This is a genomic window from Bacteroidales bacterium (genome assembly GCA_021648725.1).
Lineage (GTDB): Bacteria > Bacteroidota > Bacteroidia > Bacteroidales > JAADGE01 > JAADGE01.
This window is the reverse complement of sequence record JAKISF010000010.1, coordinates 16,316-41,785: the sequence shown is the minus strand read 5'-3', so window position 1 is coordinate 41,785 and position 25,470 is coordinate 16,316. Positions and strand designations below refer to the sequence as shown.

Here is a 25,470-nt window from a genome sequence, read left to right as displayed (position 1 = left end):
TCTGTTCATACAAATCTACAAAGAATTGATTAAATATTTATATTTTTACGGGCTATTAAATAAATTTTCAGAATTATGATTAAATTTAAACTAAATAACGAAGAAATATCATATACAGGAACCGAAAACAAAACTTTACTTGACTATATTCGAAATGATAAAGGTTTAACTTCCGTAAAAGACGGTTGCTCAGGACAAGCTGCGTGCGGTGCTTGTACGGTTGAAATAAACGGAAAAGCCGTTTTGTCTTGTGTAACAAAAATGAGTAAGTTACAAGATACTGAAATTTTTACACCCGAAGGTTTTTCCGAATACGTGAAAGATACCATAGCAAAAGCACTTGTAAATGAAGGCGGAGTGCAATGCGGTTTTTGTACGCCGGGTTTCATAAGCAGAACAAAGGTACTGTTGCAAGAAAATTCCAATCCTACGATTGATGAAGTTCGTAAAGCTATAAAAGCACATATTTGCCGATGTACAGGTTATAAAAAGATTGAAAAAGGAATTTTAAAGGCTGCCGATGCAATTAAAACCGGTAAAAAACTTCAAATACGGAAAACATCCGGAAAAATCGGAGAATCTCAACCTAAATACGAAGCCTATGAAACCGCAATAGGCGAGCGAAAATTTGTCGATGATATCGTTTTTGAAAGAATGTTGTACGGTGCATTGAAATTCTCAGATTATCCGAAAGCAAAAGTATTAAAAATCGACAGCTCAAAAGCTGAAAAATTAGAAGGTGTTCATCGTATTATTACGGCTAAGGATATTCCCGGAAAACAAATCATAGGTTTAATTTATCAAGATTGGTCAGTAATGATTGATGAAGGGCAAACAACGCACTATATCGGAGATGTTATTGCCGGTGTAGTTGCTGAAACTGATGAAGTTGCCCGGCAAGCAGTTGATTTAATTGAAATTAAATATGAAGTGCTTAAGCCTGAAACTGATGTTTTTAAAGCAATTAACGGCGAACGTGTTCATCCTGATAAACCGAATAACTTTAATACAACACAATTTACAATAGGAGATGCAGCTAATGCTCTTAAAGTTTCAAAATATACATCAAAAGGAAAGTATGAAACTCAAAGAATTGAACACGGTTTTTTAGAAAAAGAAGCTGCAATTGCTCGTCCTGACGGAAGCGGAGGTATTGAAGTATTATCACAATCGCAAGGTGTTTATGAAGACCAACGACAAGTAGGCGATATATTAAATTTACCTGTTGAAAAAGTTAAAGTTACATTAGTTCCTAACGGCGGCGGTTTCGGCGGAAAAGAAGATTTGAGTATTCAAGGACATACGGCATTGTTCGCTTTTATGATGCAAAAGCCCGTAAAAATCACTTTAACACGAGAAGAATCCATACGGTTGCATCCGAAGAGGCACCCTGTTTTTATGGATATTGAACTCGGTGCGGATGAAAACGGAAAATTAACTGCCATAAAATTAAGAGCGGTCGGAGATACAGGAGCTTATGCATCAGTAGGAACAAAAGTATTGGAAAGAGTTGCCGGGCATGCTACCGGCGGTTATTTTGTGCCTAATGTTGATGTTGAAGCAAAGACAGTTTATACAAATAATATTCCTTGCGGAGCTATGCGCGGTTTCGGTGCAAATCAAGTGGCTTTTGCTTTGGAAAGTTGTATTGATGATATTTGCGAACAAGCCGGTTTCGACCGTTGGCAATTCCGTTGGGATAATGCTTTAATTGACGGACTGAAAACATCTACCGGACAAAAAGTAACGGGGGTAGGTATAAGAAAATGCCTTGAAGCAATAAAAGGTGACTTTTATGCCGCAAAATATGCCGGATTAGCTTGTGCCATTAAAAATTCAGGTGTAGGAAACGGTATGATTGATGAATCAAAAGTTAAAATAAATATCATCTCTGAAAATAAAATAATTATTGAACACGGTTGGACGGAAATGGGGCAAGGTGTTCATAATATGGCAATTCAAACTTTATGCGAGGAAATCGGAATTTCTCCTGAAATCGTTGACGTAATTGTAGATACTGATGCCAACATCAAAACCGGCATGACAACATCTTCAAGGGGAACGGCATTAGTCGGTTTAGCAGTAATAAATGCGTCAAAAGCATTAAACGAAGATTTGAAAAGGAATTCATTAAAAGACCTCAGCGGTAAAACATATTTCGGGCAATTTGTTTGCGACTGGACAACAAAACCCGGTGATGAAGTCGAAGAGCCGATTATACACTATTCTTATGGGTATGCAGCCCAACTTTGTGTAGTAAATGATAAAGGTAAAGTCGAAAAAATAGTTGCTGCTCACGATGCCGGTAAAATTATGAATCAAATGCTGTTTGAAGGACAAATTGAAGGCGGTGTACACATGGGATTAGGATATGCTTTAACAGAAGATTTGCCGATGAAAGACGGTTATTTAGTTCATGACAAATACCGAAAACTCGGTATTTTAAAAGCACACGAAACACCCGAAATAATTGTAAAAGGCATAGAAGTAAAAGATCCCGTAGGACCCTACGGAGCAAAAGGTATCGGAGAAATCGGACTTGTTCCTACTGCCGGAGCAGTTGCAAATGCTTTGTACCAGTTTGATAAGATTAGGCGTTTTAAGTTGCCTTTATTTCCGAAAAAATAAATTATGTTAGTAAGAAAATACAAATGCCCGTCATGCGGCGGAAATAAAACAGACGAAATATCTACCGGATATGTTTATTGTGATTATTGCAGTTCATTAATAGATTTTGATATGGAAAAAATGACAGAAGAGTCATCCGAAGTTTTTTCCGCAGAAAATGATAATACAAAAAAACAACAAATATATACTCAAAAGCTGCAAGAACTTGCAAGCCATATAAAAACCGAGAATGCAGACGGGTTTGTAACAACACAATGTGAAATACATACTTTGGAATTTGATTTATTTCCGAAACGATTTTCTCCTAAAATAAAACAAAACGCTTTCAGGCAAAGGCTTCTTGACTATTATAAAAGCTATTGGTCTGAAAAAATAGCCGTGGGTTATTTTAATGAAAATAAAGAAACTCAAAAAATGTTTTCAGAATTAAATACCGGTTTAAAATTTAGTTATGAAGGCGGTAAATGTATTCCTGAATATGATGAAAACTTTAATAATTATATTGAAAAAATGGATGCATACATTAAAACATCTATTGATGAAAATATGCAAATGGAATGTATGGAAAAATATCCCGAACCGGTTACAAGCAGAACGAAGGATGTAATGTATAAGCAAAGTATGAATATGGTTATACAGATGTACGATACAGATACGATTAAAAAACTTATTGAAAAATTCGGATTTAAATCGGAATTTGTTGAAATTGAAGATATTTCGCAAATTAAAACAAAGTGTTTTGTTTGTAATAGTGAACTTACTATTCCGGAAGGCAGCAAGCAAAAAGTTTGCGAAACTTGCGGAACAACAAATGATATTGAAAACCGGCAAGTGGTTTGTCCCGGTTGTGCCGCTCCTTTTTCACTTTCAGAAAGTTCTGCTTGTCCGTATTGCGGTTCGGTAATGCAAACTATAGGTATAGGTAAAAATAAAATAAAGGAAATTGATGTTCAAACAGAAGAAATTCAAACAGAGATAAAAATAAAAGAAGTTCCGAAAGAAAAAAATAAAGGTTTTTTCGGAAAACTGTTCGGATGACAAACCTATAATTGCTTTATAAAATTAATATAAGAATAAAATGAAACTAAGACATATCCTATTAGCAATCCTACTATTTTTCAAATTAGAACTGTTGTTCTCCCAAACAAAAAATGTGGTTGTTGTCATTATTGACGGAGCAAGATATACAGAAACATTCGGAGATCCTGCACATACTTATATTCCTAAAATGGCAGCACTGGCAGAGGAAGGAACCATAATTTCTGAATTCTATAATGACGGCATTACTTATACATCAAGAGCTGTCCCGGCTTTATGGTGCGGATTATGGACGGATGTAATAGGTATTAATTATCAAGGTTCAAATACACAATATACCGTTGATCCTTCATTATTTGAATATTTCAGAAAACAAAAAAATCAACCGGATACAAAATGTATTTATGAATTAAAGTATGTCAGTTCACTTTGGTTACAAAGTTTTCATAATGAATACGGTTCGGATTATTGGCCTTATACAGTCAGTCAAAATTATTCTGATGAAGATGTTGTTATTCAAGCCAAGGCAGATATGGCTACATACCAACCCCAATTATTATGGGTGTATTTGGCAAATGTCGACTCTGAAGGACACAGCGATGTTTGGGAGAACTATACCGGAGCTATAAAAACTGCTGACAGTCTTGTTTTTAGATTATGGGATTTCATTCAAAATGATCCTTTTTATAAAGACAATACAACTCTATTGGTTACAAATGACCACGGCAGACATACAGATGATTTTTCCGGGCATGGTTGCGGTTGTGAAGGTTGCAAGCATATTATGTTTCTGGCTATTGGACCTGATGTTAAACAAAATTATATATCCGATACTTATCGAGTTCTTCCTGATTTTGCCGTAACAGCATCCTTACTTCTTGATGTAGATATGGAATATGCGACCGGTTCAGTTGCACAAGAAATATTTCTTCCGGGAACGGATATAAATTCTGTAAATGAAACGGAGATTAGAATTACCGATAAGTTTTGTTCGTTTAAGCTTACGCAAGAACAATTTGTAAGCATTAAAATATACGATGTACAAGGCAGAACAATTAAAAATATTGAATCACAAATGTTTAATTCGGGCTATAATGAAATTAATTACGAATTAAATAATCTGCACGGCATTTTCTTTATTCAACTTTCAGGTAAAACGATTAATCATACGCAAAAAGTATATTTGCAATAAAAAAGTATTTTATGACAGGAACCATAATCAATATCATTGCCGTAATCATCGGAAGCGGTATAGGTTTGCTTTTAAAAACCAAACTTCCGAAAAGAATTGTACTTACCGTTTTTCAAGGCTTAGGATTATTTACATTATTCTTGGGTTTTGTAATGGCCATGAAAACCGGTTCTTATTTGATATTGGTATTCAGCCTTGTAATAGGCGGGATTATTGGTGAAGCTTTAAATATTGAAAAGTTTACCGAACGGCAAGCAGATGCAATTAAGAAAAAAATCAAATTCGGAGGAGATAAGTTTTCGGAAGGTATGCTTACTGCTTTTTTATTGTATTGCATGGGTTCAATGACGATATTGGGTGCTTTGGAAGAAGGCATGAACAATGATTCTACGCTTTTAATCACAAAATCGGTGATGGATGGGTTTTCATCCATAGCATTAGCATCTGCTTTCGGAATCGGTGTTGCTTTTTCTGTTATTCCGATGCTTATATTTCAAGGCGGATTAACTTTGTTAGCCATGTATTTCGGAGAATTTATTGATGTCATTATTGTAAATGAATTGACAGCAGTCGGAGGAATATTATTAATCGGCTTAGGAATAAATATTCTGGATATAAAAAAAATAAAAGTATTTAATCTATTTCCTGCTTTAATCATTGCTGTAATATTAGCTTGGGTTAAGTTTGAATTTCAATTGTATATTTAAGAAGTATGCTTATTTCATTGTTTGTTGCAATAAGAAAAGTTGAATAATATACAGGCATTTTTTAATAGGAGACAACAATGTCTTTTATTCTTCGTTTTGAAGATAAAATATTATGGTAAAAATTATAAACATAGTAGCTTTGCTATTTTTAATAACAACAGTCAGTTGTCAAAATAATAAAAATACAAATCCGGAAACATCTGATAATAAACAAGATAATAAAACAATGAAATATAATAAATTAACAAAAGAAGAACAGAATGTTATCCTGAATAAAGGAACAGAACAACCGCATACCGGAATTTATAACGACTTTTTTGAAGAAGGAACTTTTAATTGTAAGCAATGCGGAACAGCACTTTACAAATCTGATGCTAAATTTAACGGACATTGCGGTTGGCCTTCATTCGATGAAGAAATAGAAGGTGCGGTAAAACGAATTCCGGATGTTGACGGAATGCGAACCGAAATTGTTTGTGCAAATTGCGGCGGACACTTGGGGCATGTGTTTCTCGGAGAAGGTTTTACTGATAAAAATACAAGGCATTGCGTAAACTCAGTCTCTCTTTCATTCAGTCCGTTAAAAGGAATGATTAAAGACATTGAATTGCCGAAAACCGAAACAGTAATATTTGCTTCCGGCTGTTTTTGGGGAACTGAGTATTGGATGAAAAAACAAAAAGGCGTAATTTCTACGGAAGTCGGCTATATAGGAGGACACGTAAGAAACCCGACCTATGAACAAGTTTGCAGTAAAACTACCGGCCATGCCGAAGCCGTAAAAGTTATTTTTAATCCGGAAGAAGTTGCTTATGAAGAACTTGCAAAAATTTACTTTGAAACACACGACCCAACTCAAGTTGACGGACAAGGACCTGATATCGGAAATCAATACCGTTCCGAAATTTTTTATACAACCGATAATCAAAAACAAGTTTCGGAGAAATTAATTAAACAATTGAAAGAAAAAGCTTACAAAGTTGTTACCAAACTTACACAAGCACCGAAGTTTTGGCAAGCAGAAAATTATCATCAAGATTACTATGAGCATAAAGGCACAACGCCTTATTGTCATTTTTATACGAAGAAGTTTTAATATTTATGTTTAAAAAATGTAAGTTTGGGGATTGTAATCGCTGAATATATGAACATTTAGCGGTTGATGTAAGGAATGTGTTACTTTAATAATGTTTAATATATATATTGTAAAGAATGATACTCTTAAAAAACGCAACATTTATAGATTATAAAACCCTGGAAATTAAACAAACCAATATTCTTGCAGAAGAAGGAATTGAAGGAAGAATAAGCTTTTCCGGAAATGCAGATGTTAAGGGTGCTGAAGTGATAGATTGCACCGGTAAAATTGTTACGAAATCTTTTGCAGTCGGGCATCATCATGTTTATTCAGCATTAGCAAGAGGCATGGGGGCTCCGAAAAAAAATCCCGAGAATTTCTATGAAATCCTAAAATATGTTTGGTGGACTCTGGATAAATCCTTGGATAAGGACATGATTGAAGCAAGTGCATTGGCTACGGCAATTGCATGTGCAAAGGCAGGTTCTACATTTGCCATTGACCATCATGCATCGCCAAATTTTATTGAAGGCTCTTTGGATATCATCGCAAATGCATTCGACAGAGTGGGGGTGAGTCACCTTTTATGTTATGAAATAACAGATCGTGACGGACTTGAAAAAGCAGAACAAGGACTTGCAGAAACAGAAAATTATCTTAAAAACAACCAAGCTCTTGTTGGTTTGCATGCTTCTTTCACCGTAGGAAACAAAAGCATGAAAAAAGCTGCTGATTTAATGCAAAAATATAATTCCGGTTTTCACATCCATGTTGCCGAAGACCGTTACGACCAAGACCATTCATTAATCAATTACGGCAAAAGGGTTATTGAACGATTGGATGATTACGGTGTTTTAAATTCATCAAAAACAATACTTGGGCATTGCTTGCACCTTTCTGATAATGAAAAAAAACTGATTAAAAACTCAAAAGCTTATGTGGTTCAAAACACAGAAAGTAATTTAAATAATAATGTAGGCTATTTTAATGCAAAAGATTTAGGAAACAACTTATTATTAGGCACTGACGGAATGCACAGTGATATGCTGCGTTCGGCACAACAAGCCTTTTTTGTAGGTCAAGGTTTCGACACAATTGATTACCCCGGTGTTTATCAACGTTTTCGTAATGTACATAACTATCTTGCAGAAAATAGCTTTGCAGGCGACGGAGAAAACAACCTGGTTGTGATGGATTATCAATCGCCCACACCACTTACAAAAGATAATTTTCTCGGTCATTTTGTGTTCGGGTTTAACTCAAACGATGTTCAGCACGTTATTTCAAACGGTAAATTAATTGTTAAAAACAGAATTATCCAAAATGTGAATGAAAGCGAAATAATGCAATTTGCACAAGAACAATCTTTGCGTCTTTGGAGTTCAATGAGAAATTAATAATGTTCAATGAGAAATAATATTTTGAAAAGTAAAAGTTTTGACTTTGCTTTGCGTTTACTTTTTTCTTTAAACTTTAAACTAATTTAATGGATTACATTCAAATAATAGGATACATCGCATCAATAATAATTGCCGTGTCAATGACAATGAACTCGATTGTTAAGTTCAGATGGATAAATTTAGCCGGAGCATCATTTTTTTTAACATACGGTATTTTATTTAACGCAATACCTATTGTTGTTTTAAACACGTTCATTATTTCTGTTGATATTTTTTACCTCGTAAGAATTTACAATAAAAAAGAGCTTTTTACTACAATTGAAATTCGCAGTGTAAATAAATATTTATTAGAGTTTTTAAAGTTTCATAAAAAAGAAATTGATAAATTTTTTCCCGGTTTCACTTATAAACCGGAACTTAATACAATCAGTTTTTTCATATTAAGAAATATGGCTGTTGCAGGTATCTTTCTTGCTCATAAAATTGATAAAAAGACACTTAAAGTAGGTCTTGATTTTGTTGTTCCTGCATACAGAGATTATAAAAATGCAAAATTTGTTTACGGAAGATTAAGAAATAATTTTATTGAAGACGGAATTGAACAAATTATTGTTTTCCCTCAATCGTATAATCATGTAAAATATCTGAAAAAAATAGGTTTTGTTCGACAAGAAGACGGAAATTACATTAAAATTCTCGAGAAAAATAATTAAAAATGCGACTTTTAATTAAAAACGGTATAATTGTAACTTCCGAAAGAACTTTTAAATCGGATATTTTAATTAAAGGCGGCTTTATTTCAGAAATATCTGAAAATATTTCAAATATTGAAAACGCAGAGATTATTAATGCCGAAGATAAATATATTTTTCCCGGCGGAATTGACCCACATGTTCATATGCACCTTCCTACACCGGCAGGATATTCAGCCGATGATTTCTATACAGGAAGCAAAGCCGCTCTTTTTGGCGGAACAACTACAATAATTGATTTTGTTACTCCCCGAAAAGCTCAAAGTCTGATTGAAGCATTAAATGAAAGAAAAAAAGAAGCCGAAAATTCTGTTATTGATTACAGTTTCCATGTTTCCCCTGTTGATTGGCACAAGAATATAGAAAACGAAATTGAAGAAGTAATTAAAGCAGGCATAACTTCTTTTAAAGTTTATACGGCATATAAAAACAGCATCGGTTTGGAAGATGATGTTTTATTAAAAGTTATGAAAACTGTTGCAGATGCCGGCGGAATTATTACCGTTCATGCCGAAAATGGTGATGAGATTGAAGAATTAAGAAATGCTTATGCCGAACAAAATAAACTTAGCCCGGAATATCATGCCTTGTCAAGACCGAACAGAAGTGAATCCGAAGCGGTAAAAAAAGTAATTGCATTTGCCGAGCAAACAAATTGTATTGTTTATATTGTTCATGTATCGACCAAAGAGTCAGTAGAATACATTAAAGAAGCACAAAAAAAAGGTGTAAATGTATATGGTGAAACTTGTCCGCAATACCTTTTGCTTGACGATTCAAAATTAAAAGGGAAATTTGAAGAAACTGCAAAATTTGTTTTCAGTCCGCCTTTAAGAAAAAAGGAAGATAATAATGCTCTTTGGAATGCTTTAAAAGATAAAACAATTCAAACTGTAGGTACAGATCATTGCCCTTTTACATTTGAGCAAAAAAAACAAGGAGAAAATGATTTCAGAAAAATACCCAACGGAGCCGGTGGTGTTGAGCACAGATTGTCTTTACTTTACACTTACGGTGTTCTTGAAAATAAAATTAACCTGAATGAATTTGTTGCTTTAACATCAACAAATGCCGCAAAAATCTTTGGGTTATACCCTAAGAAAGGAGAAATTGCAATAGGTTCCGATGCCGATATTATTATTTGGGATAAAGAAGCGGAAAGTGTTATTTCTGCAAAAAAACATCATCAAAATTGTGATTTGAATATTTTTGAATCTGCAATAATAAAGGGTAAAACCGAGTTTATTTTATTAAAAGGTAATATTGTTTTTAAAAATAATCAATTATCTTTACAAAAAGCAAATAAAGGAAACTTTTTAAAACGATAACCATGAAGAAAATATATTTTTCAATAATAGTTTTGATATTGTTAGGTTCTTGTATAAGAACAAGTTCTAAAAATAATAAAGATGAGAAAATTGTAAATTTATCAGATATATTAAATTCCGAAATTTCAGATACAGATTATCATCCGAAAGATACAATTGATTTTGACAAAATTAAAATTTCGGAAGATTCATTAGATTTAGCATTATTTAATTTGATTACGGAATATGAAAAGTATTCAGAAACAAAGTTTATTGAGAATATTGAGATTCTTATCAATAAAGGAGCAAATCCTGATGCCGTAATAGAATATCAGTATTCGATAAGAAAAGCAGGAACTTATATTCCGATTATTAAACATTTTTACAGAAACAGATACAGAACTTATTCAGATAATTCAACTCCTTTTTTAGAAGCAATAAACACAAGCAAATATAATGTAGTTAAAAAAATGATTGAATTGAAAGCAAATGTAAATGCCCCTTCAAAGAATAAAATATTTCCGATTGATGTTGCATTAAGTGTTGATAATAAGAAAATTATAAATCTTCTTTTAGAATCCGGATGTAAAGTTGAATATGCAAATTTATCAGGTTGTAAAAATATTGATGTGTTAGAAAAGATGGTTGAACTTGGTGCAGATAATGAAACAATTGATATTAATTTTGCCTTAGAAAATGAGCAATTATTAAAACGTGTATTGAACTTAAAGCCTAATGTTAATAATTCTGAATTTGATTACAAAATATTATTCGGAAATGAAAAAATTCTTGATATACTTCTTGAAGCAGGCTTGAATAATACTTCAACAGGGAAATTTCCTGACAGAGATCCGTTAATATTCGGAGCAATAAAATACGGAGATGTTAATACAATAAAGAAACTGCAAAATGCAGGAGTTAACATTATGTACAGGGAAGACAGATCGACAGCCGATTATCCTTTTTTAGAAGTTATTAAAAGCAAAAATGTTGATTTAATTAAATTTTATATAGAGCAGGGTGCAAACCCTAACGAAAAAGAATGGACAAAAAAATCAGCTTTAATGTTTGCGGTATATACAGATAATGATGAAATTGTGAAATTATTAATTGATGCCGGAGCAAATTTGGAGTATTCGGGGTATTTTAATAAAACGGCTTTAATGCAAGCAATTGATTATAATAAATATATTTCTGCACAAGTTTTGATTGATGCCGGAGCAAATGTTAACTTTAAAAATGAATATCACGAATCTTGTTTAAGCATGGCAATTGCAGAGGCAAATTTCCCTATGATAAAACTTCTTATTGACAACGGTGCAAACCCGAAAATAATGTTTAAAAAAATGAATATGGCTGAATATGCCAAAAGCGTTGATGCTGCCAATATGATTATTGATTATTTGGAAAAACTGCAATAAAAAAGCAAGACCATTTTTTGCCTTGCTTTTTACTGAGAAAATAAATTGCTTTAATGTGTAATAATAATCTTTTTAACTTCTCTTTTATCCGAATAAAATAATTTAATAATATAAATTCCTTCCGTAAAGTTGTTTGTTTGAATGGTAAATTCTTTATCGGCTTTTTTGCTCGAATAAACCTCTTTTCCTGAAATATCTGTAATATTTATATAATCAATAACGATATCAGATTTTATATTAAATACATTATCGGCAGGGTTCGGATATATATCTGTGTTAATATTGTTTATATTACCTACTTTACTGTTATTTTCAGTTGTAAAACTCCATATTTCACTCCAAGCAGAATAGTTTGTTCCGTCAGTTGCATTTACTTTCCAGTAGTAGGTTGTATTATTGTTTAAGCCGCTTATTAAGAAATCGGTATTGTTTGTTGTTCCGCTGATGTATGTTGAAAAACTATTGTCCGTACTGTATTGATATTCATAACTTGCAGCATTTGTAACGGCACTCCAACTAAGTGTAATATCTGTTAATTGATTTGTTGCATTATCTGAAGGGCTGATTAATGAAGGAGCAAGTAAAGTTCCTTCTGTCGTAAAATTCCAAACGTCACTCCACGAACTTGTTGTATAACCGTCAGTTGAAGCAACACGCCAATAATAAGTCGTGTTTTCGTTAAGTGCGACTAAATTATTTGATGTGTTTGAAATATTTTGAGTCGTAACACCTGTTGTAAATGTATTATCTTGTGAAATTTCAAAAATATATTCATTTGCACCGAATACGCTTTGCCATGAAAAGTCAATTGAAGTTGAAGAAATATTCGTAGCGGAATTAGCAGGGCTTATTAAAACAGGAGCTGTCATTGTGGTTGTTTCCGTCGTAAAACTCCATACTTCTGACCAAGGAGAGAATCCGTTAGAATTTTCACCTCTGATACGCCAATAGTAAACTGTGTTAGGGTCTAAGCCGGTTATTGTACGATCAGTTAAAGATGTTGTTCCGCTTTTAATAAGTGCAGAAAAATCATTGCTTGTACTTACTTCATATTGATATGAACTAACACTTGCAATTGAGTTCCAATCTAAAGAAACAGAACTGTAAGTAATACCAATACTTCCGTTTGCAGGAGCAATTAATACCGGAGATTCTGTAAGTTCAAAGAAAGTTGTCAAGTTCCAAGCAGATGACCATCGTGAAGTATCAGTATCATTTCTTCCCCTTACTCGCCAGTAGTATTTTTGACCGTAACGTGTTAAACTGATACCTATTCCGCTGTAAGTGCTTGAATGCGTATATTCCGCAAGTAAAGGAGAATTGAAGTTTAAACTTGTATCAATTTGATAATCATAATTATCACTTCCTGTTACTTTATTCAACCATAATGTGGTATTTGTTGATATGCTTATAGATCCGCTTGCAGGTGAGGATGGTGTTGCACCGTAAACCTTAGTGGTAAAGTTCCATGTTCCTGTCCAACCGGATGTATCAGTATCATTTCTTCCTCTCGCTCTCCAATAGTATTTTTTGTTATATCTTAAGTCAGAAACAGACCAACCGCTGTATGAGTTTGTATGTGAAAATTCTTGTAAGTCCGGAGAATCGAAAGTTGACAGGGTATCCAGTTGATAATCATAGTTATCTGAACCTGTTACTTTATTTATAAATAATGCAATCAATGGCGGTATGCTTGTAGTGTTATTATACGGGCTTTGCAGTGTTACCCCGTAATTTTTAGTAGTAAAATTCCATGTTCCTGTCCAATTTGATGTATCAGAACTATTTCTTCCCCTTGCTCGCCAATAATATTTTTGTCCGTATCTTAAATCAGAAACTGCCCAACCGCTGTATGAGCTTGTGTGCGAAAATTCCTTTAAATTCGGCGAGTCAAATGTTGAAACAGTATCTAATTGGTAGTCATAGTTTTCAGAGCCTGTAACTTTATTAATGAACAAAGATATTTGAGGATCTATATTTGTAGTGTTATTATACGGGCTTTGCAGTGTTACTCCGTAATTTTTAGTAGTAAAATTCCAAGTTCCTGTCCAATTTGAAGTATCAGAACTATTTCTTCCCCTTGCTCGCCAATAGTATTTTTGTCCGTATCTTAAGTCGGAAACTGCCCAACCGCTGTATGAGCTTGTATGTGAAAATTCCTTTAAGTTCGGCGAGTCAAATGTTGAAACAGTATCTAATTGGTAGTCATAGTTTTCAGAACCTGTTACTTTATTGATGAACAAAGATATCTGAGGATCTATATTTGTAGTGTTATTATACGGGCTTTGCAGTGTTACCCCGTAATTTTTAGTAGTAAAATTCCAAGTTCCTGTCCAATTTGAAGTATCAGAACTATTTCTTCCTCTTACACGCCAATAATATTTCTTTCCGTATCTTAAGTCATTTACGGTTTGTCCTCCGTAAACATCTGTATGTGTGTATTCCTGTAAATCGGGAGAATCAAATGTAGGAACAGTATCTAACTGATAGTCATAATTTTCAGAACCTAATCTGTTTATCCACAAAACTAAGCTTAAATCCATCTGTAAGGCATTGCTTGCCGGCGAACTTTGTGATACTCCGATGCTGTGTGTCGTAAAAGTCCAAGTTGACGACCATGCAGATGTATCTGTTGTGTTTCTTGCTCTGATTTTCCAGTAGTAGGTTTTTCCGTAAAAAAGGTCGTTTGTAGTCCATCCGCCGAATGAACTTGAATGAGTTTTTGTTCTTAATGCGGGTGAATCATAAGTCGGTACAGTATCAAGCAAATAGTCGTACTCTGTTGCACCGGTTACTTGATTAATCCACAAAACTGTATTTGTGTGTAAATTGACTGTTCCGCTTGCAGGCGAACTTTGTGTCGGAGTATTTATGGCAACCGTGTCAGATATTCCGATAAAGATTAGTATTATAAGCACAAGGTTTTTCATATCAATAAATTTTTATAAATTATTTTAGTGCAATTATACAACGGTTTTATGTCAGCAGCAAGTAAATACTATTGGTTTAATAACTACAATTTTTGATTATTTGCATTTATAATCACAACAACATATTTATTATATTGCTGATAATGTGGAGCTAATGTGTTTTAAAATCTCAACTTTTACAAATTTCGGAAGAATATATTCAGATTAACATCTTGATGTAAATTAAGCTTTTTTCTTAAACGATACCTATTTGTATCTACACTTTTTGATGTAATATGAAGAATTGAAGCGATTTCTTTTGAAGATAAGCCAATTTTAAGAAGTGATGCCAAACGTTGTTCGTTTTCAGAAATGTCGGGATATGTATTTTTTAGTTTGTAATAAAAGTTACTGTTAATATGGTCAACATGGGCTAAAAATTCTTCGTTTTCTTTTACTGCTTGAATTTTATTATTAATGTCTATCAGAATTGATTGCAAATGTTTATGTGAATTTACCGAAAGGTTTTTTTGAATATCTTTTATATTTTTTTGAATTTTTATAATAAAGTCATTTTTGTCAATGATGTAATGAGCAAAAGTTTGGAGTTCTTTATTTTTATATTCAATTTCATGTTCAAGTTGTTTTGTTTTGAATTCTTTTGCTTCAATTTCTATTTGAAGTGCTTTTTTTTCAATATCATTAATCTTTTTGTTTTTCTCAATCAGTTCATTTTTTCGTTTTATTTTGTTTTTATAGAAAATGACGGTAAATAAAATAAAAATAAAGATTAGTATAATTACAGAAATATAAGCAATGTTCTTGACAGAATTTATTTTTTTCTGATTTTCCAGTAATGTTATTTTTTGATTTTTAATGGTTAGTTCTTTTTTATTGTTTTCAACTTCAAATCTGTTTTTCATTTCTTCTGTAATCTTTGAGTTTTCAATGTTAAAGATACTGTCATTTGTTTTATAAAACTCGTGATAATATTTAAGAGATTTCTTAAAATTTAACATCTTTTCATAAACTTTTGAAAGTTGAAGAGCAGCTTCTGATTCATGTTTAAGCAGTCCTATTTTTTTTGCTTTATTATATGCTTTTTCGGTATAAATTAAAGCAGTTTCATAATTCCCTGTTTCAAAATAAATTTGACCTTTCAGCAAATTGACATTAGTTACTCCGTAATTGTCATTTATTGTCGAATAAATATTAATTGATTCGTCCAATTTTTCATTTGCTTCGTTATATTTTTTTTCTGATATATTAATTCCTGCCAAATTAGAGAGTGTCATTGCAATTCCTTTCGGGAAATTCACTTTTTTGCTGTATTCTAATGCTTTTGAGTAATACTCTTTTGCTTTTTCAAGATTTTTATCTTTTTCATAAATAACAGCTAAATTATTTAATATTTTAAGCTCACCGTATATATTGTTAAGGTTTTTGTATATATCAAGTGCTTTATTGTAGTATTCAATTGCAGATTCGCTGTCGTTTAATTTTCTGTAAACTATTGCTATATTATTATAATTACTTGCTAAACTGTTTTTATTACTGTTTTTCTCACAATTATCAACAGAAATAAACAGCATTTCCAGTGCTTCGGTATATTTCCCTTGTTCGGTATAAATTACGCCGAGTATCATATAGTTTATTTCGGTGTCTTTTAAAATATTGTTCTGTTTTCGAATTTCAATTGATTTTTCAGTATATTCAACAGCTTTATCATAATCTTGTTTTCCGTAATAAATTTGAGAGATTGTAGTTAAATTTTTTGCAATATTTACCTTGTCTTTAAGAATTTCATAAACAGCCAAAGATTTATTTATATTTATGAGGGCATCATCAGGTTTCCCGAGGCGTATTTGAGCATAGGCTTTATGTGTATATGAAAGAGCAATCCCTGAATTAAATGATATTTTTTGTGAAAGTTTTAATGCACTGTCTGCAAAAGTATATGCTTTTTGAAAGTCAGATTTATTATACAACCAGCTTAATTCGTTAAGAATATTAACTTTATCAGTATCAACTTTTGTTTTGTTTAGTTTGTTTAATAAACTGTCAGCTATGTTATTGTTTTGAGAATATACCGGTATCAGCAAACAAAATAAAGATATTAAAATAAGTATTTGCTTTAATCCGGAATAAAACATAAGTTCAAACTTAGTAATTAATTATAATTTTTAAGGCTGTTATCGTTTTTTATCTAAAACGGAATATTTAAAATTAAAAATTCAGGAATAATGTTATCCGGGCTAAACATGTTATTTCCTAATAAATAAGAAAAACGCCCGCCTATTTCAATCGGTTCTCCTAATCTGAAAAAATATACTTGAAATAATAATTCTAAGCCTGTTGATTGTAAATTTTGAGTTCCGTTAATAATTAAATCGTCAATTTCAGCATAATCGAAAAACAAATTTGCTCTTATTCGTTTAAGGTATGCAAAAGGTCCTATGTTAAAATCGGGATACCAAACAGGAAAGGAGTAATCAAAGCTTATTTTATTAATTTTTGAAAACGCTGAAAATGTATATCCTCTTGGATAAGAAATTGTATTTCTGAAAATATTATCAGTTCCTAAATTTGTATTTTGCCTTTCATAACCCCCTTTAATGTTAATTGAATGGTGATTTATTAAGCCCGGTAGATAAACAGAACCTAAAAGTGCAGTTTGATTTCCTGTAAAAACAGATTCGAAAGATGTATGAGCATAGGAGGCATAGAAAAAATAACCGAATTTCGGGTTAATGTCTTGGTTTGCTTGTTGCCTGAATTTATAAATACTTCCGGAATAGCTTAGAGCTGAGAAATTATCGACAGAAGGCATAAAATAATCAGAAGTATTATTTATTAAGTTATTATATGCAAGCCTTGTGTTTAAATTAATTCCGCTGTAATATATTCCTTTCGAGAAATTTAAGGGCAGATTAACTCCGATGCTGTTTTGTATATAATTATTATCAGAAACTTGATACCAGCGGCTTGTAAAATCAAATACCGGATAATATTTTTTTAGGATATATGAAATGTTTGTGTTAAATGTTTTATCATCAGTATTATACTTTATGCCTGCAGAACCGAAAACAGTATTTAACATATTTGCGGTATATATTTCTGCTCCTATTTCCGGTTTAAAACTTTGCAGATAATCGGCATCATAATAAGTGGGGTAATTACTTGTTAATCCCCAACTGTGAATATTAAAAGCATGTTTTAGTTTTTTATACTTTTTAACTTCATAAGTTTTATTCGGAATTAAATCCGGATGCAAAATAACTTTTCCTTGTTCTTGTTTTTGTAGATTCTCAGCGGTTTTAAAAGAATATTCTTCAACTTCTGAAATAGGTTTAAAATTAATTTCTTTAAGATTAATTTCTGCAATATCATAACCGTTTTTACCGTAATTAATATATATCATTTTACCATCCGATATTTTAGGATTATAAGCACCGTATTTTGCAGATGTAAGTTGATATTTTTCTTTTGTTTTAATATTTATTGCGTAAATATTTCCTATTCCGCTGTAAGGGGAGTTATATATTATAAAGTCTTTATAAAATACAGGTCTGCCGATATTTTCGGCGGTATATTCTGTAAGGTCGTAAATAATTTCTGTTTTTAAGTCAATATATGATAGTGCTGTTCCTTTTGCATTTGTTCGCGTAAAAACAACTCGCTCGGCATTTTCATCTAAAGCCGGAGTTCTGATAAAATCATTGTTCGGGCTTGTGAAGTATTTTATTTCTTTGCCTGTTTCGGAGTCAATCAATACAAGCTTAGTTTTCATTTCTGAATCGTAGCTGACCGCAACAATAGTTTTTCCGTTTTCTGAAATAGCGGGAGCAAATAATTTTCGGTTTTTTGTAAGCCTTTTTTCTTTTTTTGTATTAATATCAAAAATAATTATATCAGAATAATCTCTCACTTGCCATCTGGGGTCATGATATTTTCTTGACCAAACAACTTTATTTTTTGCTGTTGAAATTAATCCGGCATCGGTTGCTTTAACTTTTTCTTCTGTGCCGTCTTCATTTATTATGTAAAAGGTTGTAATATCACTTCTTAAACTTGATTTTTTTACAATTATCTGATTATCATTTAAATAGTTGGGTTCTGTGTACTTAGTCCAAGATTTTTTTTCTGATTTATTTATAATATTTGCTTCAAAAGTTTCAGTATTTTTTAATTCCTTTGTCCAAACAGAATCTAAGCGACTCATTATTTTTTTGTATAATTTTTTTTCATTCAGCCCTGTTGTTTTTTTCAGTCCTCTTGAAAACGCATATGGCCAAAATGATATTTTTGAAGTATGATTTAAAGTTTTATCCCAAACATCTGCACCGTATATTTCCCGTGCTTGCGATGTCATTAAGTAACCTAAATTATAATGTCCGGGATAAAATGTTTTATAAGAACGAAATTTTGCTTTATCATAAGAAATATCAATATCATTTAAAAGTATTGTTCTTATTCCCATATCAAACTGAGAAATTCTGCCTCTCCCAACTTTTGATAATGCAGTTTCGATACAAACGGCATCTCCTTCAAAAAACCAATAAGGTATTGAATATTCACCCATTAACAAACCTGTTTGACCGAAAATAATGCTTAAAAGTTTTGTGAAATGCTTATTATTTTTCGAGTACTGAACAATATGCCTGAATTCATGTGTTCCCAAAGTATAAAACCAATCGTCAGTCCCTAAATCACTTGCATATTGTGATGGTGTTGAGAACCAAACAGAACGTCGGGGTCTTAATGCTGCAAATCCGTTTGAAGTTGTTGACTGATTGTATAATATTATCGGAACTTTTTTCGGCTTCGAGTTAAGCGTTTTAGTCTCAAAAGAATACAGATAGTCTATGAGATTTGCAGCTCTTTGTGCTTCTGTTGTAATTTCTTCCGGAAAAATAAATTGTGCATATTCTGTATTTATTTCTGCCCATTTTACCGAGTTAGGACTTTGTCCTTGCGAATAAAAAATAACAGGTAAAAATAAAAGTATAATAATGTTCAAATATTTTTTCATAACCGAGATGTTAGTATTTAACAAAATTAAATAATTGCTTTAGATTATCAAAAAAAGTTACTTGTATAACTAAATATTGAAATATTCTTGTTAAAGTTAATTTTACTTTATAATTTAGTGTCTTTTGCAAGATTATTGCAACAAAATTTAAATATTTTCGTAACTCAATATTAGTAAGGCATATAAATTAAGATTTTATCAAAAAATGAACAGAATAATATCAGTAAGTAACCATAAAGGCGGTGTAGGAAAAACAACAAGTGTTGTTAATATTGGTGCAGGATTGGCATCGCACGGAAGAAAAGTGCTGTTAATTGATTTAGATCCGCAGGCAAATTTAACAATAAGTTACGGGCTTTCAGAATCAGAAAATCATATTTATGATGCATACACTAACGGAAACGGTTTAAAGCCGATTTCTGTCAGGGAAAATATTGATATGATTCCTGCATCATCCAATTTAGCTATTGCCGAAATAGAATTAAAATCTGAAGAAAATAAGGAAAATTCTATTGCAAAATTAATTGAACCCTTAAAAGGCAAATATGATTACATCATTATTGATTGTCCGCCTTCGTTAGGTTTACTTACATTAAATGCATTTGCAGCTTCAACGGAAGTAATCATTCCGATACAACCGCATTTTCTGGCAGTAAAAGGTTTAGCTAAAATTATTGAAGTTGTAAATAACATAAAAGCAAATGTGAACAGAAAAGTTGAAATAAGCGGTGTTTTCGTAACAATGTTTGATAAACGAAAAATTCTTCATAAAGATGTTTTAGACACAATTGTTATGTATTTCGACGACAGAGTTTTTAAAACAAAAGTAAGAACAAATATTGCTTTGGCGGAAGCACCTGCCGTAGGTCAAGATATTTTTGAATACGACAACAACAGTAACGGAGCATTTGACTACAGAAGAATTGTACAAGAAGTTATTGATATGGAAGAAAAATTCGGTAACTAAATAAAACTAAAATGGCAAAGAAAAGCTTTAAAGGAGGTCTTGATAATTTATTAGCCTCTGCCGGCATAAAAAAAAGAAGTGAACAGACTGAAAATAAGCTTGTTGAAATCAGTTCAAAAAAGGAATTATCTGATGATGAAAAGCATTGGATGTTAATTAAAATTGAAAATTTAAATAAAGAACTTGCACTTTGGCGTACCGGAAAACTTACCGTATCTGAATTTCAAGAATCATTAAAAAAACACGGACTTTCGTATAATTCAGGAATAAATGAAATTGTTGAGAAATAGATAAACCTGAAAATAATGTTAACAAAAGAAGAAATATTATATTTTTTTTCTTTGAACAAAGAAATGTTCAAAGAAAAGTATAATGTTATTAAACTTGGTATTTTCGGTTCATTTGCAAGAGATGAACAAAATGAAACAAGTGATATAGATATTTTGATTGAAATGGAATTAGATACTGAAGAAATATTTGAAAAAAAACAAGAAATAAAAAAAATATTAAAACAAAAGTATAACCGAGAGATTGATTTATGCAGAGAGCGTTCAATTAAACCTATTTTTAAAACCTTCATTTTAAACGAAGTAATCTATGTCTAATAAAGATGATATATTATGCTTATTGATGATACAAACAATCGATAAGATTTTTGATTATATATCTGAATTTAGTAATGCAGACGAGTTTGTAAAAGATGAAAAAAGTTTTGATGCAGTTTTAATGAATTTTATTGCTCTTGGAGAAACTACTTTAAAGTTTAGTGAGAGTTTTAAAAATACAAATAGTTATGTTGAATGGTATAAAATATAATCATTCAGAAATATAGTTGCACATGATTATTTCGGAGTTGATGAATATTAAGTATGGCAAATTATAAAAAAGCATTTACCGAAACTAAAAAATGATTTAGAAAGTATCTGAAAAAATAATTTCAATAAGCTAAACTGTCATTTCTTTGAAATCGGCAGTTTTTTATATTGAGTAGTGTTATGAATAAAACCCTTTATATTATTTTGTTTATAAATTAAAAAGTAAAGGTTTCGGCGGCGAACATGCAACAGCTGTTCTTGGTGCAGGAAATCCCGGAAGAAAAGATATGATAAAGTTGTCGGAAGAAATTAACTTTCTGAAAAAAACATACAAAAAATTATTGGAAAAGTATATGATATATGCAGCTGAAATATGTCTAATTTTAAGTTTAATAAGCACCAATGCCCAAAAAAGTAAAAAAAATATTAAAATTATCAGTCATATTACTTCTGATAATAATTTATTGGCAAATACTTCCTTCGCAGTTATTTAACGACCCGTATTGCACCGTTATTAAAGATTGCAACGGAGAATTACTCGGTGCTCATATTGCCGAAGACGGACAATATCGTTTTCCCCTCACGGAAAAAGTACCCGATAAGTTTAAAGAAGCAATTATTACTTTTGAGGATAAAAGATTTAGATATCATTGGGGTGTTGATATAATAAGTCTCGGAAGAGCAATAAAACAAAATTTATCGGCAGGTAAAGTAATAAGCGGAGGAAGTACAATAACTATGCAAGTAATCAGGCTTTCCCGGAAAGGCAAAAAACGAACTGTTTGGGAAAAAATTATTGAAATTATTCTGGCAACTCGTTTAGAATTTTCTTATTCCAAAACTGAAATTCTTGCAATGTATGCATCTCATGCACCTTTTGGCGGGAATGTCGTAGGAATTGATGCTGCATCTTGGCGATATTTCGGTGTAAATTCAGATAAACTGTCTTGGGCACAAGCGGCAACTTTGGCTGTTTTACCTAATGCTCCGGCATTAATTCATCCCGGCAGAAACCGAAATGCTCTTTTTAAAAAACGCAACAGACTTTTAAAACGCTTATACGAAAAAGATATAATTGATATAGAAACTTATGAATTGGCAAAGGAAGAAGAAGTGCCTGAAATCACAAAGTCATTCCCGTCAATTTCGAGGCATCTTTTAATGAAAGTAAAAAATGAAGGAAGTAAAGTAGTAAAAACAACTTTAAAATCTGATTTGCAAGAGAAAGTAAATGAGATAGTTAAAAGACATCACAGAAGACTTTCAGGAAATCAAATAAATAATTTAGCCGTTTTGGTAATCGAAGTTGAAACCGGAGATGTATCGGCATATATCGGAAATATTAATGATTTTTCGGATAATTCTAATGAAAATTCTGTTGATATTATAACTTCCGAAAGAAGCACAGGAAGTATTTTAAAACCTTTTCTGTATGCATCCATGCTTACGGAAGGAGAGATTTTGCCTAATACTTTAATTTATGATATTCCTACAAGAATAGGCGGTTATACACCGAAGAATTACAGCAGAGGATATGACGGTGCAGTTCCCGCACATAAAGCTTTGGCTCGTTCTCTTAATATTCCTGCCGTAATAATGTTGCGAGAATACGGAAACAAAAAGTTATACAAAAAACTCGAAGACATCGGAATGACTACTTTGCATAATAATGCCGATTATTACGGTTTATCGTTAATACTCGGCGGTTGCGAAGGAACTTTATGGGATATTTGCGGAATTTATGCGTCAATGGCTCGAACTTTAAATCATTATGAAGAATACGGTTATCAATACGATAAAAATGATTTTCACCCGCCTGTTTATATTTTGAAAGATAAACAACAAAGAAATATTGACGAAGATTGGCAACATTTTGAAAACAGTTCATATTTTTCTGCATCTGCAATTTATTTAACTTTTCAAGCCATGTTGGATGTTGAACGACCTGATGATGATAATAATTGGGAAATGTTTCAATCTTCGGAACGCATTGCATGGAAAACTGGTACGAGTTTCGGTTTCAGAGATGCTTGGGCAATAGGTGTAACTCCTGAATATGTTGTGGGTGTTTGGGCAGGAAATGCCGACGGTGAAGGTCGCCCCGGAATTGTAGGAGTAAGAGCCGCTGCTCCGGTTTTGTTTGATGTATTTGATATTTTGCCTGATGCTCAAAATTGGTTTACAATGCCTGAGCAGGATATGATAAAAGCAGAAATTTGTAAAAAAAGCGGTCATTTAGCTTCTTTGGTTTGCGATGATACAGAAGAAATGTGGATTCCTTCAACAGGAAACAGAACAGATGTTTGCCCTTATCACACTTTAATTTACCTTGATGAAACTGAACAATATCGTGTAAACGGAAATTGTGAATCAGTAAGTAATATTGTTTCAAAACCTTGGTTTATTCTTCCTCCTTCGGTTGAATTTTATTATAAAAAAAGAAATGCATCTTATAAATATTTACCGCCGTATCGATATGATTGCTCCAATAATATTGAACAAACAAATAAAGATATGGAGTTGATTTACCCTTTTCATAATTCAAAAATTTATGTTCCCGTTGATTTAGACGGCAAACTCGGAAAAACTGTTTTTGAAGCGGCACACAGAAATAAAAAAACAACGATTTTTTGGTATGTTGACAGTAAACTTGTCGGAAAAACAATTAAAATTCATCAAATTGAACTGAGCCCGAAAGAAGGAGAGCATATTTTGACTTTAGTTGATGAAAAAGGAGAAAAACTAATTAAGAAGTTTGAAATTACGGGAAGGAACAAATAACTTTTTACCGGTAACTACAACCTCATTTTCTTCAATTTATCCATTTCTCTTTTATCATCATTCTGTTTAAGGCTTTGTCTTTTGTCGTGATATTTTTTTCCTCTTGCAATGGCAATCTCTAATTTTGCAAGTCCTCTGTCGTTGATAAACAGTCGGGTAGGGACAATTGTAAGTGAAGATGCCTTTACCTTTTTAACAATTTTATCTATTTCTTTTCGGTTCAACAGCAATTTTCTGTTTCTTTTCGGTTCGTGGTTAGAATAAGTTCCGTGAGTATATTCCGAGATGTGCATTTTAACCCAAACTTCAAAAACTCCCGGTTTATTTACTTGCTCTAAAAGAACACAATACGAATCATTTAAACTGACTTTCCCGGCTCTTATAGATTTAATTTCTGTTCCGTAAAGTTGAATTCCGGCAATAAACTTATCCAGCAACTCATAATTATGCCTTGCTTTTTTGTTTTTTATGTTCAGTACATTTGCCATAGCTTGCAAATTTATAATTATCTTTGTAATCTTGAAAAATAAAGAGCCTAAATACGATATAATTACCATTCTCGGAGCAACCGCCGGAGGTAAAACTTCATTAGCGGCAAATTTAGCTTCTGAATTAAACGGAGAAATAATAAGTGCTGATTCACGTCAAGTATATAGAGGAATGGATATAGCTACGGGCAAAGATTTGGAAGATTATACCGTTAAAGGAAAACAAATTCCGTATTATTTAATTGATATTGTTGATGCAGGATACAAATATAATGTATTTGAGTATCAGAAAGATTTTCTGTCTGTTTATCAAGATATTAAGAACAGAAACAAATTCCCGATTTTAAGCGGCGGTACAGGAATGTATATTGATGCAGTTCTGAAAGGCTACAAATTGATTAATGTTTCGCACAGCGAAAGTTTAAAAGCTGAATTAGAAAAAAAAACAGATAAAGAATTAATTGAAATTTTAAAAACAAACAAAGAATTACATAACAGAAGTGATACATCAAACAGAAAAAGACTGATAAGAGCGGTTGAAATTGCCCTTTATTATCAAAAAAATAAAGAAATTGATTTCAGTTATCCTAAAATTAACAGTTTGAGTATTCAAGTTGTGTTTGACCGAGATTCTCGAAGAAGAAGAATAACGCAAAGATTAAGAGAGCGTTTGCAAAACGGTATGATTGAGGAGGTTGAAATATTAATTAAAAAAGATGTTCCTGTTGAGACCTTAAAATATTACGGTTTGGAGTATAAATTTATAACGGAATTTATTCTCGGAGAATTAAGCCGTGATGAAATGTTTGATAAGTTGGAAGTTGCAATTCATCAGTTCTCAAAACGACAAATGACGTGGTTCAGAAAAATGGAAAAAGACGGACATAAAATTTATAAAATTGACGGTTATATTCCTCTTGAGGAAAAAATAAAAAGAATAAAAAGCTTATTGTAA

General features: G+C 32.1%; 19 protein-coding genes. 15 read left to right on the top strand and 4 right to left on the bottom strand.

The genetic code is table 11. The features are described 5' to 3' along the window. The first annotated feature begins 75 nt into the window (after window positions 1-75). The 9 genes from xdh to L3J35_05630 all read left to right on the top strand — a co-directional run bounded on the left by xdh (window position 76) and on the right by L3J35_05630 (window position 11,523). On the top strand, window positions 76-2,628 hold the full coding sequence (gene xdh / locus L3J35_05670; protein MCF6365675.1) for a selenium-dependent xanthine dehydrogenase: 2,553 nt from the start codon (window positions 76-78) through the stop codon (window positions 2,626-2,628). 3 nt (window positions 2,629-2,631) lie between these two features. Next, window positions 2,632-3,666: a hypothetical protein gene (locus L3J35_05665; GenBank protein ID MCF6365674.1), complete on the top strand. Its 1,035-nt coding sequence runs from the start codon at window positions 2,632-2,634 to the stop codon at window positions 3,664-3,666. Between the two features lie 40 nt (window positions 3,667-3,706). Beyond that, a complete protein-coding gene (locus L3J35_05660; GenBank protein MCF6365673.1) occupies window positions 3,707-4,858 on the top strand; it encodes an alkaline phosphatase family protein in 1,152 nt (383 codons plus the stop codon). An 11-nt stretch (window positions 4,859-4,869) separates the two neighbouring features. Next, window positions 4,870-5,565 carry a DUF554 domain-containing protein gene (locus tag L3J35_05655; GenBank protein ID MCF6365672.1) on the top strand — a complete coding sequence of 232 codons (696 nt, stop codon included), beginning with the start codon at window positions 4,870-4,872 and terminating at the stop codon, window positions 5,563-5,565. A gap of 226 nt (window positions 5,566-5,791) precedes the next feature. After that, window positions 5,792-6,661: a bifunctional methionine sulfoxide reductase B/A protein gene (locus tag L3J35_05650; GenBank protein ID MCF6365671.1), complete on the top strand. Its 870-nt coding sequence runs from the start codon at window positions 5,792-5,794 to the stop codon at window positions 6,659-6,661. Between the two features lie 116 nt (window positions 6,662-6,777). After that, window positions 6,778-8,040, top strand: coding sequence for an amidohydrolase family protein (locus tag L3J35_05645; protein MCF6365670.1), 1,263 nt, complete (start codon window positions 6,778-6,780; stop codon window positions 8,038-8,040). Window positions 8,041-8,129: 89 nt separating this feature from the next. Continuing rightward, window positions 8,130-8,756 (top strand): hypothetical protein, encoded by a 627-nt coding sequence (locus L3J35_05640; GenBank protein MCF6365669.1) that lies wholly within the window; start codon window positions 8,130-8,132, stop codon window positions 8,754-8,756. A gap of 2 nt (window positions 8,757-8,758) precedes the next feature. Continuing rightward, a complete protein-coding gene (gene hydA, locus L3J35_05635; GenBank protein MCF6365668.1) occupies window positions 8,759-10,123 on the top strand; it encodes a dihydropyrimidinase in 1,365 nt (454 codons plus the stop codon). A gap of 2 nt (window positions 10,124-10,125) precedes the next feature. Continuing rightward, on the top strand, window positions 10,126-11,523 hold the full coding sequence (locus L3J35_05630; GenBank protein MCF6365667.1) for an ankyrin repeat domain-containing protein: 1,398 nt from the start codon (window positions 10,126-10,128) through the stop codon (window positions 11,521-11,523). Between the two features lie 50 nt (window positions 11,524-11,573). Here L3J35_05630 and L3J35_05625 read toward each other — a convergent pair whose 3' ends face one another. The 3 genes from L3J35_05625 to L3J35_05615 all read right to left on the bottom strand — a co-directional run bounded on the left by L3J35_05625 (window position 11,574) and on the right by L3J35_05615 (window position 19,464). Beyond that, window positions 11,574-14,453, bottom strand: coding sequence for a T9SS type A sorting domain-containing protein (locus L3J35_05625; protein ID MCF6365666.1), 2,880 nt, complete (start codon window positions 14,451-14,453; stop codon window positions 11,574-11,576). Window positions 14,454-14,629: 176 nt separating this feature from the next. After that, the gene (locus L3J35_05620; GenBank protein ID MCF6365665.1) at window positions 14,630-16,585 is read right to left on the bottom strand and encodes a tetratricopeptide repeat protein; all 1,956 of its coding nucleotides are present in this window, start codon (window positions 16,583-16,585) and stop codon (window positions 14,630-14,632) included. 53 nt (window positions 16,586-16,638) lie between these two features. Further along, window positions 16,639-19,464, bottom strand: a complete 2,826-nt coding sequence (locus L3J35_05615) for a hypothetical protein (GenBank protein ID MCF6365664.1) — start codon at window positions 19,462-19,464, stop codon at window positions 16,639-16,641. A gap of 205 nt (window positions 19,465-19,669) precedes the next feature. Between L3J35_05615 and L3J35_05610 the strand changes: the two genes are divergently transcribed. The 5 genes from L3J35_05610 to pbpC all read left to right on the top strand — a co-directional run bounded on the left by L3J35_05610 (window position 19,670) and on the right by pbpC (window position 24,027). Further along, window positions 19,670-20,431: a ParA family protein gene (locus tag L3J35_05610; GenBank protein ID MCF6365663.1), complete on the top strand. Its 762-nt coding sequence runs from the start codon at window positions 19,670-19,672 to the stop codon at window positions 20,429-20,431. An 11-nt stretch (window positions 20,432-20,442) separates the two neighbouring features. Continuing rightward, window positions 20,443-20,721, top strand: coding sequence for a hypothetical protein (locus L3J35_05605; GenBank protein MCF6365662.1), 279 nt, complete (start codon window positions 20,443-20,445; stop codon window positions 20,719-20,721). Between the two features lie 15 nt (window positions 20,722-20,736). Beyond that, window positions 20,737-21,036, top strand: coding sequence for a nucleotidyltransferase domain-containing protein (locus L3J35_05600; protein MCF6365661.1), 300 nt, complete (start codon window positions 20,737-20,739; stop codon window positions 21,034-21,036). Window positions 21,037-21,061: 25 nt separating this feature from the next. Further along, window positions 21,062-21,247, top strand: a complete 186-nt coding sequence (locus L3J35_05595) for a DUF86 domain-containing protein (GenBank protein ID MCF6365660.1) — start codon at window positions 21,062-21,064, stop codon at window positions 21,245-21,247. A 401-nt stretch (window positions 21,248-21,648) separates the two neighbouring features. Next, window positions 21,649-24,027: a penicillin-binding protein 1C gene (pbpC, locus tag L3J35_05590; GenBank protein MCF6365659.1), complete on the top strand. Its 2,379-nt coding sequence runs from the start codon at window positions 21,649-21,651 to the stop codon at window positions 24,025-24,027. A 14-nt stretch (window positions 24,028-24,041) separates the two neighbouring features. On the opposite strand, the gene smpB is transcribed toward pbpC, so the two are convergent. Continuing rightward, window positions 24,042-24,515, bottom strand: a complete 474-nt coding sequence (gene smpB, locus L3J35_05585; GenBank protein ID MCF6365658.1) for an SsrA-binding protein SmpB — start codon at window positions 24,513-24,515, stop codon at window positions 24,042-24,044. A gap of 31 nt (window positions 24,516-24,546) precedes the next feature. On the opposite strand from smpB, the gene miaA reads away from it, so the two are divergent. Next, on the top strand, window positions 24,547-25,470 hold the full coding sequence (gene miaA, locus L3J35_05580; GenBank protein MCF6365657.1) for a tRNA (adenosine(37)-N6)-dimethylallyltransferase MiaA: 924 nt from the start codon (window positions 24,547-24,549) through the stop codon (window positions 25,468-25,470).

Excerpts from the sequence above, each read along its gene's own strand:
- xdh (MCF6365675.1), top strand. The coding sequence starts at position 76 with ATGATTAAATTTAAACTAAATAACGAAGAAATATCATATACAGGAACC.
- L3J35_05665 (MCF6365674.1), top strand. The coding sequence starts at position 2,632 with ATGTTAGTAAGAAAATACAAATGCCCGTCATGCGGCGGAAATAAAACA.
- L3J35_05660 (MCF6365673.1), top strand. The coding sequence starts at position 3,707 with ATGAAACTAAGACATATCCTATTAGCAATCCTACTATTTTTCAAATTA.
- L3J35_05655 (MCF6365672.1), top strand. The coding sequence starts at position 4,870 with ATGACAGGAACCATAATCAATATCATTGCCGTAATCATCGGAAGCGGT.
- L3J35_05650 (MCF6365671.1), top strand. The coding sequence starts at position 5,792 with ATGAAATATAATAAATTAACAAAAGAAGAACAGAATGTTATCCTGAAT.
- L3J35_05645 (MCF6365670.1), top strand. The coding sequence starts at position 6,778 with ATGATACTCTTAAAAAACGCAACATTTATAGATTATAAAACCCTGGAA.
- L3J35_05640 (MCF6365669.1), top strand. The coding sequence starts at position 8,130 with ATGGATTACATTCAAATAATAGGATACATCGCATCAATAATAATTGCC.
- hydA (MCF6365668.1), top strand. The coding sequence starts at position 8,759 with ATGCGACTTTTAATTAAAAACGGTATAATTGTAACTTCCGAAAGAACT.
- L3J35_05630 (MCF6365667.1), top strand. The coding sequence starts at position 10,126 with ATGAAGAAAATATATTTTTCAATAATAGTTTTGATATTGTTAGGTTCT.
- L3J35_05625 (MCF6365666.1), bottom strand. The coding sequence starts at position 14,453 with ATGAAAAACCTTGTGCTTATAATACTAATCTTTATCGGAATATCTGAC.
- L3J35_05620 (MCF6365665.1), bottom strand. The coding sequence starts at position 16,585 with ATGTTTTATTCCGGATTAAAGCAAATACTTATTTTAATATCTTTATTT.
- L3J35_05615 (MCF6365664.1), bottom strand. The coding sequence starts at position 19,464 with ATGAAAAAATATTTGAACATTATTATACTTTTATTTTTACCTGTTATT.
- L3J35_05610 (MCF6365663.1), top strand. The coding sequence starts at position 19,670 with ATGAACAGAATAATATCAGTAAGTAACCATAAAGGCGGTGTAGGAAAA.
- L3J35_05605 (MCF6365662.1), top strand. The coding sequence starts at position 20,443 with ATGGCAAAGAAAAGCTTTAAAGGAGGTCTTGATAATTTATTAGCCTCT.
- L3J35_05600 (MCF6365661.1), top strand. The coding sequence starts at position 20,737 with ATGTTAACAAAAGAAGAAATATTATATTTTTTTTCTTTGAACAAAGAA.
- L3J35_05595 (MCF6365660.1), top strand. The coding sequence starts at position 21,062 with ATGATACAAACAATCGATAAGATTTTTGATTATATATCTGAATTTAGT.
- pbpC (MCF6365659.1), top strand. The coding sequence starts at position 21,649 with ATGCCCAAAAAAGTAAAAAAAATATTAAAATTATCAGTCATATTACTT.
- smpB (MCF6365658.1), bottom strand. The coding sequence starts at position 24,515 with ATGGCAAATGTACTGAACATAAAAAACAAAAAAGCAAGGCATAATTAT.